We start from the raw sequence: 15,268 nt of genomic DNA on the forward strand, positions 1-15,268 counted from the left end.
GTTTTCTACTATATGTAGGTTCCCCTTTCAGTATTTAAATGCTTTATGAAATTGATTCACATATCAATCAAACGGGGGGGATACCATGTCCAATGTAACGGTTAAAGAAATAACATCGAAGCCGGATCGGAATGTAAAAAGCTCGGTATTTACGCTTAAGCTCCTGCAACGTATTGTGATGATTCTGATCGGTGCTGCACTGATGGCTGTTTCACTTGAAATATTTCTCGTGCCCAATGGCGTAATTGATGGAGGAATCACGGGGATCTCGATTATGGTGTCAGAGCTTACGCATCTGCCGCTGGGGATTTTCCTGACTCTGCTCAACTTGCCTTTTCTGATTCTCGGCTATAAACAAATTGGTAAAACATTTGCGTTATCCACGCTGCTCGGGATCGTGGTGATGTCCATCGGGACCTCATTATTGCACCATGTGCCGGCATTGACACCGGGTGAACCATTGCTCGGAGCGGTATTTGGCGGATTGATTCTGGGTGTGGGTGTCGGGCTCGTTATCCGTTCTGGCGGATCGCTGGACGGTACGGAGATTGTAGCCATTTTGCTGAGTGAGAAATCACCGCTGTCGGTAGGACAGATTGTTCTGTTTATTAACGTCTTTATTTTCGCAGGTGCCGGATTTGTATTCGGTTGGCCGAATGCCCTGTATTCCATGATTGCCTATTACATCGCCATGAAGATGATCGATATCGTCAATGAAGGATTGGATCAGTCCAAATCGGTATGGATTATCAGTGAGAAGTACCGCGATATCGGTTCAGCGCTGACGGACCGTCTCGGTCGCGGCGTTACTTTCCTGGATGGAGAGGGCGGATTCAGCGGGGATGAGAAGAAGATCATCTTTGTTGTTATCACTCGTCTGGAAGAAGCGAAGCTGAAGTCCATCGTTGAAGATTGGGACCCGCAAGCATTTGTGGCGATCGGTAACATTCATGACGTCAAGGGCGGACGTTTCAAGAAAAAAGGTATCCATTAGCGAGTCTTACTCGATGTAACATGCATATAATAAAAAAATGGCCGGCACCCTTGGTTTGAGGGTTGCCGGCTATTTCTTTTTCAGATGCTGAGTGATCAGCTCAACAGGCTGGGGCTCAACGGATGCAATGAGATCGCCTACCTGCTGCAACCGCTCCACAATATTCATCAAATGATAGTCTTTGACCGAGACGTTGTTTCTTACTTCTTCCCAAGTGAGCGGAGTGGATACGGTACCCCCGGGTTTTGCACGTGGCGTATACGGAGCTGCCAGGGTTTTGCCGCCATAATGCTGCAGATAGTCAAAATAAATCCGGTCCCCGCGATCCTTTTTGAGTCGCTCCAAGGTGAACAGGTCAGGATGCTTCTGGGTAACATACTTGCCAACAAAATGACCAATATACCGCAGTTCATCGAAAGTAACACCCTGACGGATCGGAACGATGATCTGTATACCTGTTGCCCCAGAGGTTTTGGGTACAGATCTCAATCCCAGGGAAGTCAGCGTTTCTCCAACAATCAAGGCGGCCTGCATAATGCGGGGTTCCTCTTCAAGTGAAGGGTCCAGATCAATCATCCATTCGCATGGCAGATGGCTCCCCACGGCATGCAGAGAGGGATGAAACTCTAGGGCAGCAAGATTGCCAAGCCACAGCAACTCCGGCAGGCGATCCATCACGACATAGCGGATGCCTTCGTGCATCTCGGTGCGCACAAAATCCGGAATCGGTTCAGGTACATTTTTCTGATAAAAAAATTCACCGCCTGCGCCATGCGGATAACGAATAGTGGTTAGAAGCCGATTTCTTGTGTACGTAAGCAAAAAGGGTGCGATGGCCGCAAGCTTTTGCAAGTAGATGGCTTTGGTTACCCCTGCCTCAGGCCACAGCAGCTTGTCCGGATTGGTTACGGTAAGCTCCGTGCCTTCTATAGTAATGGTACCTTTTATCGTACGGGCCATATAAACACCTCCTCTATACAACATGAACGCGGTAATATAAATTCACACTTCGATAACGAGTTGACTGGCAAGACAATCATCACGTGAGACCTCTGCGAATGTTTGTATACTCGGGTGGCGCAGGGTCCGATGCTGAGTCAGTTCCATGTACTGCACCTTGACGCCGATTCGGGGCTCTATCCACGTAGTCTCTGCACTTCGCTCGGGCACATTGTAAAAGGGTCTTTCCTTTTGAATCAGAGGTTCAACTTCTTCTGTAAGTTTACGCCAGGTGGCGGAGTTCAGCTTGCCAGTGCCCACATGACCAATATAGACAAAATGCGGTCCATCATATACGCCAACGGCAATGGCATTAACGATGCCGCTCCGGTAGGTGACCCCGCCAATCATGGCGTAGAGATCATGCATGATTTTGACTTTCTGCCAGCGTTGATCCTTGCCGTTGATAGCATAGGTGCTTGTAAGATCTTTGCAGACAATACCTTCCATCTGGTGCTGCCTCATAACCGTGAGCAAAGAGGAGGCATCGGAGGTGTTGGTCACTTCCTGTACGTGTGGGCCCGTGTTAAGCACCTGGTGCAGGAGGCGCTGGCGCTCTGCAAGCGGCTGGTCGGTGACCCATGTTCCATCACAGAACAAAATATCAAAAACCATATACGTCACCGGAATCTGATGCACGGCTTGGGCAATTCCGTCAGGTCTGCTCATGCGGTCCCGGCGCAGTACATGGTAAAAGGAAGGTTTTCCCGTTTCCGGGTCTAGCGCAATAATTTCGCCATCCAGGATATAAGAGGGAACGCTGCACAGGTTTCGTGCGGAAACCAGCTCGGGATATTGGACAGTTCGATCATGCAGTCTGCGATTTATCAATTTGAGTTCATTGCCATCCTCGTAAGCAAGCATGCGAACGCCATCCCATTTCACCTGAGCAATCCAGTTGGGTCCGGTTGGAATGTTATCCCGGGATATAGGCTCAAACGGGGTCAAAGGTGTGAACATGTGCAGGCTCCTTTCTGTCATAATCTGCTGCGGGCTGTGGATATTTATATTTTGGATAAACGTGATTTGAATTGATGTACCAGAATGAGCAGTACAGGGAGTGCGATACCGCAGGTAAGATCCCAATCAATCCAATAGGGAATAATCACCTTGAGGTAGAAAATTTGATTTGGAGAAACCAGAACGGACATGGCCAGAATTAGAAGAGCTGACGGCAGGATAAGTGAACGGTAGCTGGATAGGCTGAACAGATGTGTAATTCCTAAGACAAAACTATAGAAGAACAGAATGCTTTTGAAAAAAACAGCGATAATCCACACGGATGCCATGAAGGCTTCAATCCGCTGCAGAAAGTTGCCTATATTAATCTTTTCCGACAGTTGAAATGAAGCGAACCAATGATGCTGTGTCATAAAGGGCCCCATCACGAGAAGACAAATGGTCAGCGTCAGTGTTAGCATCAGACCGCCAATAAGTCCTGCCAGAAGGATATCCTTCTCCAGGTGTGGCTCCTGCTTGGCGTAAGGAAACAGCATCATGAAAATACATAACTCACAGTACGGATAAGTAAGTACTGCAATGAAGCCCCGGAATGGATCAAGGAAGCCTTGGGCGAGAACAGGCTGGATATTTTCCAGTTTGAGATGAGGAAGGAGACACACCGTCAATATAAGCAGAAACAATACAACTAATGGGAGAAAAACCTCGGCACTTCTGGCTATACACTCCAGACCGCATATAAGTCCCCATACCAGAGGGCAGACAAAGAGCAGATGTACAATCCACAGTGGTGTATCGTGTAAGATCTGGGTGGACATGAAATCGCCGATTTCCCTGACGAATGTGGATGTACTGATCAGAAAATAAAACAAATAAAAACAGCTGAACAAACCCCCGATCCAAGGTCCTAATGTTCGAAGTGCATTCTCAACCAAATTCAGCCGGGGATGAAGTTTGTAGGCTGCCAGCATGATGGACAGAATCCCGATTCCCCCAGCGACGCCCAGCAACGCAGATATCCAGGCATCTTCGTGCGCGAACGAAGTGATCATGGCTGGAAATACGAGAATCTGTTCACCAATTGTACAGAGGAACAGTAAGGCGCCAAGCTGCCTTACCGTCAAACGTCCCTTTTCAACCATTTGGATTCTCCTTCGTTTGTCGAGCTGGATATTAGGTTAGGATGCGCCAATTTCACCAAATATATAATAAAAAAGCCCGGACATTGGCAATCTCATAGAAAAGAGCTGCACACTGTCCGAGCTGTCTCGGTATAACATGGGATTTATGAATTTATAAGAAAGTCATCAAATAACAGGTTTATCCGGCTGTGATCAAGCGAACACGTATATTTTGCGGGTCGGTGGTAAACCAGCTGCCATCATGTTCTTCAAGAGCGGCACCTTGCTGCCGCAATTGTTCCAGAGCTTGCTGCAATGGTTCCTGTCCGGCGTATACGATGGTAAAATAGTCGATCCCTGTGGCACGGTCCGGATTCACCGGCGCGCCTGTCCCAGCCCAGATATTCAGGCCAATGTGGTGGTGATACCCGCCGGCGGAAACAAATAGAGCTGACATACCAGCGAAATTGCCTACGACATCAAAACCGAGCACACCTGTATAGAAGCGGCGGGATTCTTCCAGGCTGCGTACATGAAAGTGTACGTGACCGATAACGGTTCCAGCAGGCAGGCCATTCCAAGGCTCATTCTCGGAGAGGTCAAACAAACTCTGCACATCCACCGGATCGCTTGACATGATGTAGTTATTGTCTGCATCCCGTCTCCAGGTATCACGCGGACGGTCTGCATAAATTTCAATTCCGTTCTGGTCCGGATCAGAAATATAGAATGCCTCACTCACCAGATGATCGCCCTGACCAATCTCAATGCCGGAGGCAGCGAGGTTGCGAAGGGCAAGACCAAGTGACTTGCGGTCAGGCAGCAGAATGGCGAAATGATACAATCCGGCGTGTGAACGAACAGGCAGAGTCACCGCATCGGTTAGCTCTTCAAGACGCACCAGGGACTGTTTGCCGTCAGCAGTCATCGTTGCCACCCCTTCGTGACGTTCCAATACTTGGAGTCCGACCACTTCCGTGTAAAATTGAATGGATCGCTCCAGGTTGCTGATTTTCAGGCTTACTTCGCCCAAATGGGTGGTGCTGGGGATTTGATATGGGGTAGTCATAAGAGTATCCTCCTAATAAATAAATGGTTTTATTCATCTCATCTAAATGACAATGAAGGTATGGTAACGTTAATGAATTCTGAATCATAAAGGCTAAACTTTATAATTATAAATAAGTTACTTTTCATAAGTTAATATAAAATATAAATTATCTTTCGTCAATTGATTTTTCAGATTGGAAAGAGGAGTCACTGTTTTGGTAATGGAAGTCTGAACAACAAAAATCCGGCTGCCAGAGCCGGACGGATCGTGCTGAACTCGATTATATTTTTCGTTATGTTTTGGATTTGGACGCGGCTCTTTTCTTTTTGGGGGGAGCTTCTGTGTCCCCTCCGACAACAGCTTGAACGGTCTTTTTGGGAGCGCGTTTTTTGGGTTTGGCTGTCGTTGTTCCAGGGTCAGCCGGAATGGGCTTGACAGCCTCGATACTGGCCTGCAGTGCAGCCATGAGATCCATGACATTTGCTTCCGGTTTGGCCGGTGCAATCTTGATTTCTTCACCTGCAACTTTGTGATTAATAAGTTCCAGCAGTTTTTCACGGTAGTCGTCTGTATATTTGCCGGGTTCAAAAGGCGTAGACAGCTGGTCAATCAGCAGTTTCGCCATCGTCAGCTCTTTATCATTGACATTTTGGGCTTCGGGCAGGTTTGGCACCTGGGAAACGGGACGAATTTCATCCGGATAGAAAATCGTTTCCATGGAAAGACAATCCTCTAGCACGCGAATTGCAGCCAGGCTGCTTTTCGAACGAATGGAAACCTTGGCTATGCCAATTTTTCCGGTATCGCGCATGGCGGTCATCAGCAGCTGATAGGCGTTTCCGCCGGCCTGGTCCGGGGACAGATAATATGTTTTCTGAAAATAGATCGGATCGATCTCGGTCAAGTCCACGAAATCCAGAATGGTGATGGTTTTGCTGGCCGAATCATTCAGTGCCTCCAGCTCGTCTTTCTCGAAGAGTACAAATTTTCCTTTTTCGTATTCATAACCTTTGGTGATTTCTTCCCATTTCACATCCACTTCACAGGAAGGACATTGTCGTACATAAGCGAGCGGACTGCCGCAGACTTTATGGATGTATCGCATGGAGATGTCTTTGTCTTCGGTAGCCGAGAACATTTTGACAGGGACATGCACGAGACCGAAGCTGATTGCACCTTTCCAGACCGTATGCATGGGTCGGCTCCTTTCCGGGGTACCTTTTTATTAGTAGTATGGGCATCTCGGTGCCGGGATAATCGTCATCAGTACGAATTCGTATGGTTCAGGCTGACTGGGGGATGATAACAGAAACATGCTTGAAAAGCAGAGGGTTTTTAAGCATGTGAAGCAGGAAGTGAACGAAATGAACAAGCCGGGAGGTGCCGAAATGAAGAACAGAAGGGATGAAGAAGAAGCACACAAGCATGCCTTTTCTCCATATCCCATTGCCGGGGCTGAGGATTCCGAAGCGTTCCATACGCCAGCTAGTGCGGTGAACTGGGAAGCGGTGACTTCTGAAAAGCTGCCACTTGACCGGGAATCATTCATGCTCGACATCGATCGGATGGTCAATGAAGGGCTAGGTGGAGGTCAGGTTACCGAGGATAACGGCTTTATTGGTGAGAGTACGACTGACACGATGATTCGTGAACCACATGATGATCCGGAAGGAGAGTATGAATAAGATGATGGATGTGAAACGCGCCAAGGCAATCTACGATTCGAAAGATACCATTGCCGTGACACTTGAAGGGGATCCGGTCTGGATCGAACATGTGGATGAGGCCAACGGAATGGCAACCGTTCAGGTGGGCAGCAATCCCGGTAATACACAGACGGTTCGTGTGGATCGCCTGGAGGAGTAGAGAGTAAACGACAGGAAGAAGGATGTTCAGGTAAAGCCGGTGCCGTCAGGTGCCGGTTTATTTGTCTTTGGGTCTGGCCGGTCTCGCTTTCGCTTCCAATCCCCGGTGTTGCGGGGGAAGAAAGGGACCGATATAATAAGGTTCAAAGTGAACTCAGGCGGCTGGACCGCCAAAGGTGGGGCGTATATTGAATCAGAAGCATGAGCAGTGGGTGTATCACTCCCATGGCATTGCAGATACAGAAGCGCTCGCGTCCGCACTTGCCGAACAGGCAACCGCCGGAATGGTAATTGCACTGGACGGTGATTTGGGCGCGGGCAAAACGGCATTTTCACAAAAGTTTGCCTGGCATTTGGGTATACGTGAAGTGGTGAACAGCCCGACGTTTACGCTAATCAAGGAATATGAAGGGCGTTTGCCTTTATATCACATGGATGTGTACCGTATTTCACTGGAAGAAGCGGACGAGCTTGGACTGGATGAATACTTCTATGGTGCCGGAGTCAGTCTGGTGGAGTGGGCCAGTATCATTCCCGAGCTGCTGCCTGAAGAGCATCTGCATGTACAGATAGAAACGACCGGTCCGGAGGATCGCACGATTACGCTGGATGGATACGGTGAGACTTATGCCGCCATATGCCGGCAGTTCAGACAGAATGGAGTCAAATGATGATGGAAGATTTACAAAAAAAGCCGCGTCAGCGGTTTTTGGCGTTGGATACGTCCACCGCGGTGATGGCTGCCTCGGTGATGGAAGATCACGCGCTGCTGGAGGAGCGTAATGAACGTGCCGAACGGAATCACTCCGTGCACGTCGTGCCTGTAATGGAACAGCTGCTGGCAGCCAGCGGCACAGAGCCAGGCAGGCTGGACGGCATTGCCGTCGGCATTGGCCCAGGCTCATACACGGGCATCCGCATTGCGGTGACCGCGGCGAAAACGCTCGCCTGGGCATGGGACATCCCCGTTGCCGGGGTGTCCAGCCTGCAGGCAATGGCCTGGGGCGGCTGGCACCGCGGCCTCACGGCCAAGGCCGAAGCTGCGGCAGAGGATGCCGCAGCAGGGGCTGGCGGAACGCCATCCGCGGACCAGGGCGGCACAGGTGCCGCCCCTGTCCACTGGATCGTTCCGCTCGTGGATGCACGGCGCGGTCAAGCCTACACCGCGCTGTTTGCCTCCGCCGGGAGCGATGCGCCCCGGCGGCTGGCGCCTGATGCCATCCGCCTGGTGGACGGATGGCTGGAAGCCCTCGCCGCCCGCATGGCGGAGGCGGCGCCGGAAGAGCGGCCCGCTGCCGTCTGGATTGTCGGCGAGACGGGCCCGCATGCGGCAGCAGCGGCTGAGCTCCGCTGCCCCGCAGGAACGGCGCTCCAGCTCGTTCCCTATGAGCTGGAAGGCCGCTGGATCGGGCGCCTCGGCGCCGAAGCGCTGCTTGCAGGGCAGCGCGATGACGTACATGCGCTGGTGCCGAATTACACCCAGCTGGCTGAAGCGGAAGCCAATCTACTGCGCAAAGGCTGAAGAAAGGGTGGCGAGCCGGATGGACGGTATGGAAGCGTACGGGCAGAATGCAGCGCTTCAGTTCAGACTCATGACATTGAATGATATCCCTGATGTTATGATTATTGAATATGAGGCTTTTACAATGCCCTGGACGGAAGAAGCATTTCGAAACGAATTGACGAATAATCATTTTGCCAAATATATGGTCATGGAACTGGACGGTACGGCCATTGGATATGCCGGAATGTGGACCATTATGGATGAGGCCCACATTACAAACATTGCTGTCAGACAGGCTTACCGTGGGCGCAAGCTAGGCGAAAAGCTTTTGGATGAGCTCATGAAGACAGCGGCATATCTTGGCATGGAGCGAATGACGCTGGAAGTCAGGGTGTCAAACCTTGTTGCCCAGCGTTTGTATGAGAAAAAAGGGTTTGAATCGGCAGGTCTTCGCAAAGGCTATTACTCCGACAATCAGGAGGATGCGATGATTATGTGGGCGAATTTGCCGCCTGCTGGCCGGAGCGGCGAAGAGGAAGGAAGCGTAACGGATTCATGAATGAACTGAGTGATAAACAACAATCAGCTCCATCCTATATTTTGGCGGTGGAGACCAGCTGTGATGAAACATCGGTTGCCGTGGTCAAGGATGGAAAAGAAGTGCTGTCCAACCTGATCTCCAGCCAGATTGAGACACATAAGGCATTTGGCGGAGTTGTGCCTGAGGTCGCTTCACGCAAGCATGTCGAAGTAATCACCCTGATGATGGAGCAAGCCATTGACCAATCCGGCATCCGCCCCAGAGATTTGAGTGCAATTGCGGTGACCCAAGGACCGGGACTGGTTGGTGCATTGCTGGTCGGTATCGTTGCAGCCAAAACGCTTGCCATGGCCTTGGGCAAACCGCTTATTGGCACACATCATATTGCCGGCCATATTTATGCCAACCGGCTTACGCATGAGCTGCAGTACCCTGCGATGGCACTTGTTGTGTCTGGCGGGCATACGGAGCTTGTGCATATGGAATCTGAAGGCAAGTTCAAACTGATCGGCCGCACACGGGATGACGCTGTAGGTGAGGCCTATGACAAGGTAGCACGAGCACTGGGGTGCCCATATCCAGGCGGCCCTCATGTGGACCGGATGGCGTCCGAAGCAGAGCAGGTTGTGCCATTACCTCGGGTATGGCTGGAAGCCGGTTCATATGATTTTAGTCTCAGTGGTTTGAAATCGGCTGTGCTGAATGCACTCAATCAGGCCAAAATGCGCGGAGAAACACTGGAGCCATCGGCCGTTGCACGCGGGTTCCAGGAAGCTGTCGTGGAGGTTCTGGTGGAGAAAGCAGTAAGAGCCGTTCGTGAATATGGATCACGCCAATTGCTGCTGTGCGGAGGTGTAGCGGCTAACCGCGGCTTGCGCTCTGCATTGCAGGAGCGTTGTGCCAAGGAGGGACTCGAATTGTTGATTCCGCCGATGGAGTATTGTACGGACAACGCAGCGATGATCGGAGCTGCCGCATATCTGAAATGGCAGCGGGGCGAAATATCGGAATTTGATGCCAAGGCAGATCCGGGATTATCCTTGGAGGCCTGGTCTGTCCAGTCCGTGTAGACAAGCATTTGAATTAAAGAGTTGACAGCCGATATGTGAAGAATGTATATTAGTTACAAATTTAAACAGGATATTGAAGTCCTGAATTAAAACGCAATGAACAGGAACAGTAGGGTACATCCGGGTCATAGAGAGCTGCGGGGTGGTGCAACGCAGTCGAAGGAAACCTGAAACTCGCCTGGAAGCGGAATGATGGAACACGGTAACTCTCTGGAGATTCCGAAGTACATCGTTACGGGTCGCCTCCGTGATTGGGCCATTGTAGGGTGAATGATCTGCATTTTGGATATGAGCTCTGCAATGACTAAGGGGACTTTTAGTCATCCTTGGGGAATAGAACCGTATGGACGCATACCGGAATCTGCCTCAGGTGAATGGAAAAGTCAACAAGAGTGGTACCGCGAAGGTTATAGCCTGTCGTCTCTTGCAATATTGCGAGAGAGGGCAGGCTTTTTTGATTGGAAAAATGGTTTTTACATACGATAAATGTAATGAACGGGAGCAGTAGAACGATGAAGCGCTCAGAGAGCTGCGGGGTGGTGCGACGCAGTGGCTGATATCGTTTGAATCTCGCCCGGGAACGGAGCTGTGGAAGCAGAAGTCCTGTGTACACGGCAACGGCTGACCTCCGTTATAGGGTGTTTCTCCAGAACAATCCTTTACACGCTTCAAACAGCGTACTAATGGTGAGACTGGAGACGACGAGGTGGATGATTCACGGCGCAGGCCGGGATCGTCAAGCAAGAGTGGTACCGCGGAGGGGAAATAACCCGCCGTCTCTTAGATGAGATGGCGGGTTATTTGTGTTTGCTGCCGGCAGCAGGGTGGGCAATGGGATTCCAATAATCATGGTTTGAAAAAGAAATGAGTCCGGCGTGCAAGTCGACGTGCACATCGGCATGGAATGCGAATGAATAAACATAGAAAACGGGAAGCGAACGCCTCGTTCCGATCCCCAAATCCAATATACAATTAAATTTGATGGAGGTTGATGAATATGACAACGAACAATAACAAACGAATGATTGAGATTTTTGATACGACACTGCGCGATGGAGAGCAGGCACCGGGAGCGAGTCTGCAGCCTGAGCAAAAAATTGAACTGGCACATCAGTTGGCTTCTCTGGGTATTGACGTCATCGAGCCTGGATTCCCGATCTCAAGTCCGGGTGAGTTCGCGGCGGTCCAGGCGATATCGAGACAGCTGCAAAACGTGGAAATTTGCGGATTTGCCCGTGCGGTCAAAGGAGACATCGATGCCGCGGTGAAGGCAACTGCTGATGCAGCACGTCGCCGAATTCACCTGTTCATCTCTTCTTCGGATATTCATATTGAGCACCAGTTGCGTCGTCCGAGGAGTGAAGTCGTCGCTACTGCACGTGAGATGGTGTCTTATGCACGCCAATTCACGGATATCGTGGAATTCACTGCCATGGATGCAGCCCGCACCAAGATGGATGATCTGATCGAGATGGTTGAGGTAGCTATTGAAGCTGGCGCCAGCATTATCAATCTGCCGGATACGGTCGGTTATGCGCTTCCGCATGAGTACGGAGAAATGTTTCGCCGTGTCCGCGAAGGGGCAAGAGGCGGCGATCAAGTGAGGTACAGTGCTCACTGTCACAATGATCTGGGACTTGCGGTGGCAAATAGCCTGGCTGCGATAGCGAATGGGGCTTCCCAAATCGAAGTAACGATTAATGGGATAGGAGAGCGTACAGGAAACTGTGCCTTGGAAGAGCTGATTATGGCACTCGAAACGCGTGGAGATGCCATCGGTGCCACGACGAATATCAAATTGAATCAGCTGTACGAAACCTCCCGCCAGATCAGCCGGGCCATGCATTTCCCGATTGCTTACAACAAACCGGTCGTTGGACGCAACGCGTTCCAGCATGAATCCGGAATCCATCAGGATGGATTGCTGAAGAATCGGAACACATATGAAATCATGGATCCTGAAGCACTGGGTATTCCGCGCAGCATGATTATTCTGGGTAAACATTCGGGTCGTCATGCGCTGAAAGACCGTGTTCGCAAATACGGATTTGAGCCTGATGAGCAGCAAATGGAGCAGCTGTACGAAGTATTCAAAGAAACTGCCGATCAACAGAAGGTGGTCAGTGACGATCAGCTGCTGCAAATGGTCAGCCAGACGATGAACATCCCTGCGCAGGATTATGAGCTGGTCGAACTGCAGGTAACGGCAGGCAGCATGACTGATCGGATGGCAGCTGTTCGAATCCGGACAGGTGCAGGCGAACAGACGTATTCTGCGGTTGGCAGTGGTCCGGTAGAAGCGGCCATCCGTGCGATCGGTCAGAGTATTTCCGATGATATTACCTTCGTGGACATGGAGATCCATGCACTGAGCGGGGGAGAAGAAGCAACGGCAGAGGCGGCTGTTGCGGTGGAACGTGCAGGGCGGGAATTCAGGGGGACTGCTACACACAATGATATCGTTATGGCGGCGGGTCTTGCCTATGTCGCGGCATGTAATGCAGCTGGGCTCAAGGCAGAGTCTTCTGAAAGTGACAAGTCGGTACACGTTTAAACAGGTTGATAGTTGATGGTTGATGGAGCTAAATAAAGAATGATGTGGTTCATTACGATTCTGAAGAGCAGACCTTATTTACAAAGGTCTGCTTTTGTCTTATTATGTGTAATAATCTATATGGGTAAAAAACGATCTGTCAAGATGTGATTATAGTTATCCACATATTCAGGATAATTTGTGGGTAACTAATGCGAAGTCAATCCAGCAAAGTTTTCGAAAATAAAAGGGTTTAGGGGATAGTGTGTAGTAATAATATCCACAAAACTGTGGATAACGTGGATAACTCGGTGGATAAATATGGTTTTTATTCAAAAATGCGATTCTACCGCTGTATAATTAACTTGAGTGGTTTGCTTGCTATCTTGCTTACCTGTGGATAAATAGGAGAAGAGTCAGCTGAAAAATATTTTTCAAAATTCGAGTAAATTTGACAAATGAAAAAAGCTGAATATAAATTCATATGTTTATTAATAAATTAACAAAAAAGCCGATCCCATCAAGGAATCGGCTTCTACTGTTTCTTTATTTTGCTTGCGTAAGTTGAATGTTCTGGAATCATAAGAAATGAGAGCTCAGGATTCCATAGCCAGGGCTTCCCAGTCTTCGTATGCCTTGGCGAGCTGAAGCTTGCGTGTTTCTGCATCATTCTGGAGATCCTGCAGTTTCATATAATCCTGATACACCTCTGGAAGGGCCATCTGGGCTTCAAGCTCCGTAATTTCTGTTTCAAGATCGGCAATCTGCTGTTCCAACGCTTCCTGTTTCCGTTGCCGGTTTCGCTCCTCGCGTTTGGCTTGCTTGTCGGCTTCGAATGAAGCGGCTCCCGACTTTTCCGTTGTTTCCTGTTCGGATTTGACAGACCGCTTGGAAGAAGCGAGCGTTGCTTCTGCAGCTTCACGTGCAATGTCCTCCAGCTCCTGCTTTTTCTCCATATAGTCATCATAGTTCCCGAGGTAATGCTCTGTTCCTCCGGGGTGCAGCTCCACGATACGTTCGGCCATTTTGTTGAGGAAATAACGGTCATGGGAGATGAACAGCAGTGTGCCTTCATAGTCCATGAGTGCCGCTTCCAGCACTTCTTTGGCGAACAAGTCGAGATGGTTCGTAGGCTCGTCGAGAATCAGCATATTGGCTTCCTTGAGCATGAGCTTGGAAAGGGAGACCCGGGCTTTCTCCCCACCGCTCAGCGATGAAATCTTTTTGAGTACATCATCTCCGCTAAACAAAAAGTTGCCAAGCACGGTGCGGATTCTCGCTTCCTCCATGCCAGGATAGGCACTCCAGAGCTCTTCCAGCACGGTATTGTTAGGATTCAGGCCCGTCTGTTCCTGATCATAATAGCCGATCTGGACTTTGGTTCCCCACTGGATCTCGCCGCTTACCGGACGCAGGCTTCCGGTGAGGCATTTTAGCATCGTGGATTTCCCGATCCCGTTGGGGCCAATCAGGGCCACCGTTTCCCCGCGCCGCAGATCAAATGACACATTTCGGAATAAGGGAGAAGCTTCGTCGTAAGCAACAGAAAGATCGTCAACACGAAGCACTTCCTTGCCGGACATGACCGCGGTCTCAAACGAGAAATGTGCCTTTTTCAAATCACCCATCGGCTTATCCAGACGTTCCATCTTGTCCAGTGCTTTGCGGCGGCTTTGAGCACGTTTCGTTGTGGAAGCACGTACAATATTTTTCTGAACAAAGTCTTCCATCTTGGCAATTTCGTCCTGCTGCTTCTCGTACTGCTTCATCTGACTCTCATACTCAGCAGCCTTCAGTTCCATATACCGGCTGTAGTTGCCTGTATATTTTTTGGAGCGATGCCGTTCGATCTCCACAATGGTAGTCACAAGCCGGTCAAGGAAATACCGGTCATGGGACACAACCAGCAATGCCCCCGAATAACCTCTCAGATAATCTTCAAGCCAGGTTAGCGTCGGGATGTCCAGATAGTTGGTAGGCTCGTCCAGCATGAGCAGATCCGGTGCCTGAAGCAGAATGCGGGCAAGAGCAAGACGTGTCTTTTGCCCACCACTCAGCGTGGCAATCGGAGTATCAGGCGAGAATTCACCAAAGCCCATCCCGTGTAAAACGCTGCGAATGCGTGTTTCCATCGCATACCCGCCGTGGTCTTTAAACCAATCGGAGCGCTGGGCGTAGCGTTCAAGCAGGTCCGCATATTTTTTCTCGTCCTCCATCTGGGCGGGATCGGCAATATCCTGCTCCATTTTGCGCAGTTCCGTCTCAGCCTGGGTGAGATGGGCGAAAACATGCATCATCTCTTCCCATATGGAACGGTCGGATTGCAGGCCGCTGTTCTGGGCGAGATAACCCAGTGTGGTTTCTTTGGATTTGAAAATTTGCCCGCCATCATAGGACATTTCGCCTGCAATGATTTTGAGCAGGGTGGATTTGCCTGCACCGTTTACACCGACGAGTCCGATGCGTTCACGCTCTAATATTTGTAGGTTCACGCCGTCCAGAATCGGATCGACACCATAACGTTTAATAATTCCGGATACTTGCAGCAGCATATAATTAAGTTCCTCCATAGGTCCTGTTCTTGATTATTCAACTACATTCCAGTTTACATGAAATACAGATCAAATGCA

The 15,268-nt window shown here is 50.0% G+C and carries 14 protein-coding genes and 2 other annotated features; of the genes, 8 read left to right on the forward strand and 6 right to left on the reverse strand.

Going from position 1 to position 15,268, the window contains the following annotated elements; all coding sequences use genetic code 11:
- Window positions 1-85 precede the first annotated feature (85 nt).
- Window positions 86-994 carry a YitT family protein gene (locus HP552_RS25565; RefSeq protein ID WP_095360683.1) on the forward strand — a complete coding sequence of 303 codons (909 nt, stop codon included), beginning with the start codon at window positions 86-88 and terminating at the stop codon, window positions 992-994.
- A 69-nt stretch (window positions 995-1,063) separates the two neighbouring features.
- On the opposite strand, the gene ligD is transcribed toward HP552_RS25565, so the two are convergent.
- From ligD to ku, 5 genes are all read right to left on the reverse strand, one after another.
- The gene (gene ligD / locus HP552_RS25570; protein ID WP_175398199.1) at window positions 1,064-1,954 is read right to left on the reverse strand and encodes a non-homologous end-joining DNA ligase; all 891 of its coding nucleotides are present in this window, start codon (window positions 1,952-1,954) and stop codon (window positions 1,064-1,066) included.
- A 42-nt stretch (window positions 1,955-1,996) separates the two neighbouring features.
- The gene (locus HP552_RS25575; RefSeq protein WP_175398200.1) at window positions 1,997-2,953 is read right to left on the reverse strand and encodes an ATP-dependent DNA ligase; all 957 of its coding nucleotides are present in this window, start codon (window positions 2,951-2,953) and stop codon (window positions 1,997-1,999) included.
- A 44-nt stretch (window positions 2,954-2,997) separates the two neighbouring features.
- Complete coding sequence (locus HP552_RS25580) at window positions 2,998-4,095, reverse strand: GerAB/ArcD/ProY family transporter (protein ID WP_175398201.1); 1,098 nt, start codon at window positions 4,093-4,095, stop codon at window positions 2,998-3,000.
- Window positions 4,096-4,273: 178 nt separating this feature from the next.
- Window positions 4,274-5,143, reverse strand: coding sequence for a VOC family protein (locus HP552_RS25585; RefSeq protein ID WP_175398202.1), 870 nt, complete (start codon window positions 5,141-5,143; stop codon window positions 4,274-4,276).
- A 274-nt stretch (window positions 5,144-5,417) separates the two neighbouring features.
- The gene (gene ku / locus HP552_RS25590) at window positions 5,418-6,320 is read right to left on the reverse strand and encodes a non-homologous end joining protein Ku (RefSeq protein WP_175398203.1); all 903 of its coding nucleotides are present in this window, start codon (window positions 6,318-6,320) and stop codon (window positions 5,418-5,420) included.
- Window positions 6,321-6,513: 193 nt separating this feature from the next.
- Between ku and HP552_RS34715 the strand changes: the two genes are divergently transcribed.
- The 7 genes from HP552_RS34715 (at window position 6,514) to HP552_RS25625 (ending at window position 12,659) form a co-directional block, all read left to right on the forward strand.
- Window positions 6,514-6,810, forward strand: coding sequence for a hypothetical protein (locus tag HP552_RS34715; RefSeq protein WP_217506571.1), 297 nt, complete (start codon window positions 6,514-6,516; stop codon window positions 6,808-6,810).
- A gap of 4 nt (window positions 6,811-6,814) precedes the next feature.
- Window positions 6,815-6,991: an H-type small acid-soluble spore protein gene (locus tag HP552_RS25600; RefSeq protein WP_127538296.1), complete on the forward strand. Its 177-nt coding sequence runs from the start codon at window positions 6,815-6,817 to the stop codon at window positions 6,989-6,991.
- A gap of 187 nt (window positions 6,992-7,178) precedes the next feature.
- Window positions 7,179-7,661 carry a tRNA (adenosine(37)-N6)-threonylcarbamoyltransferase complex ATPase subunit type 1 TsaE gene (tsaE, locus tag HP552_RS25605; protein ID WP_175398204.1) on the forward strand — a complete coding sequence of 161 codons (483 nt, stop codon included), beginning with the start codon at window positions 7,179-7,181 and terminating at the stop codon, window positions 7,659-7,661.
- 2 nt (window positions 7,662-7,663) lie between these two features.
- A complete protein-coding gene (gene tsaB / locus HP552_RS25610; protein WP_175398421.1) occupies window positions 7,664-8,512 on the forward strand; it encodes a tRNA (adenosine(37)-N6)-threonylcarbamoyltransferase complex dimerization subunit type 1 TsaB in 849 nt (282 codons plus the stop codon).
- A gap of 28 nt (window positions 8,513-8,540) precedes the next feature.
- Complete coding sequence (gene rimI, locus HP552_RS25615; RefSeq protein WP_376768991.1) at window positions 8,541-9,053, forward strand: ribosomal protein S18-alanine N-acetyltransferase; 513 nt, start codon at window positions 8,541-8,543, stop codon at window positions 9,051-9,053.
- The gene (gene tsaD / locus HP552_RS25620) at window positions 9,050-10,105 is read left to right on the forward strand and encodes a tRNA (adenosine(37)-N6)-threonylcarbamoyltransferase complex transferase subunit TsaD (protein WP_175398422.1); all 1,056 of its coding nucleotides are present in this window, start codon (window positions 9,050-9,052) and stop codon (window positions 10,103-10,105) included. The genes rimI and tsaD overlap by 4 nt, the downstream gene beginning before the upstream one ends.
- An 87-nt stretch (window positions 10,106-10,192) precedes the next feature.
- Window positions 10,193-10,533, forward strand: a binding site (T-box leader).
- Window positions 10,534-10,587: 54 nt separating this feature from the next.
- Window positions 10,588-10,889: a binding site (T-box leader), on the forward strand.
- A 213-nt stretch (window positions 10,890-11,102) separates the two neighbouring features.
- A complete protein-coding gene (locus HP552_RS25625) occupies window positions 11,103-12,659 on the forward strand; it encodes a 2-isopropylmalate synthase (RefSeq protein WP_175398206.1) in 1,557 nt (518 codons plus the stop codon).
- A gap of 575 nt (window positions 12,660-13,234) precedes the next feature.
- Here the strand turns inward: HP552_RS25625 and HP552_RS25630 are convergent.
- Window positions 13,235-15,190, reverse strand: a complete 1,956-nt coding sequence (locus HP552_RS25630) for an ABC-F family ATP-binding cassette domain-containing protein (RefSeq protein WP_175398207.1) — start codon at window positions 15,188-15,190, stop codon at window positions 13,235-13,237.
- Window positions 15,191-15,268: the final 78 nt, after the last annotated feature.

This window comes from Paenibacillus xylanilyticus, from assembly GCF_013359935.1.
Lineage (GTDB): Bacteria > Bacillota > Bacilli > Paenibacillales > Paenibacillaceae > Paenibacillus > Paenibacillus xylanilyticus.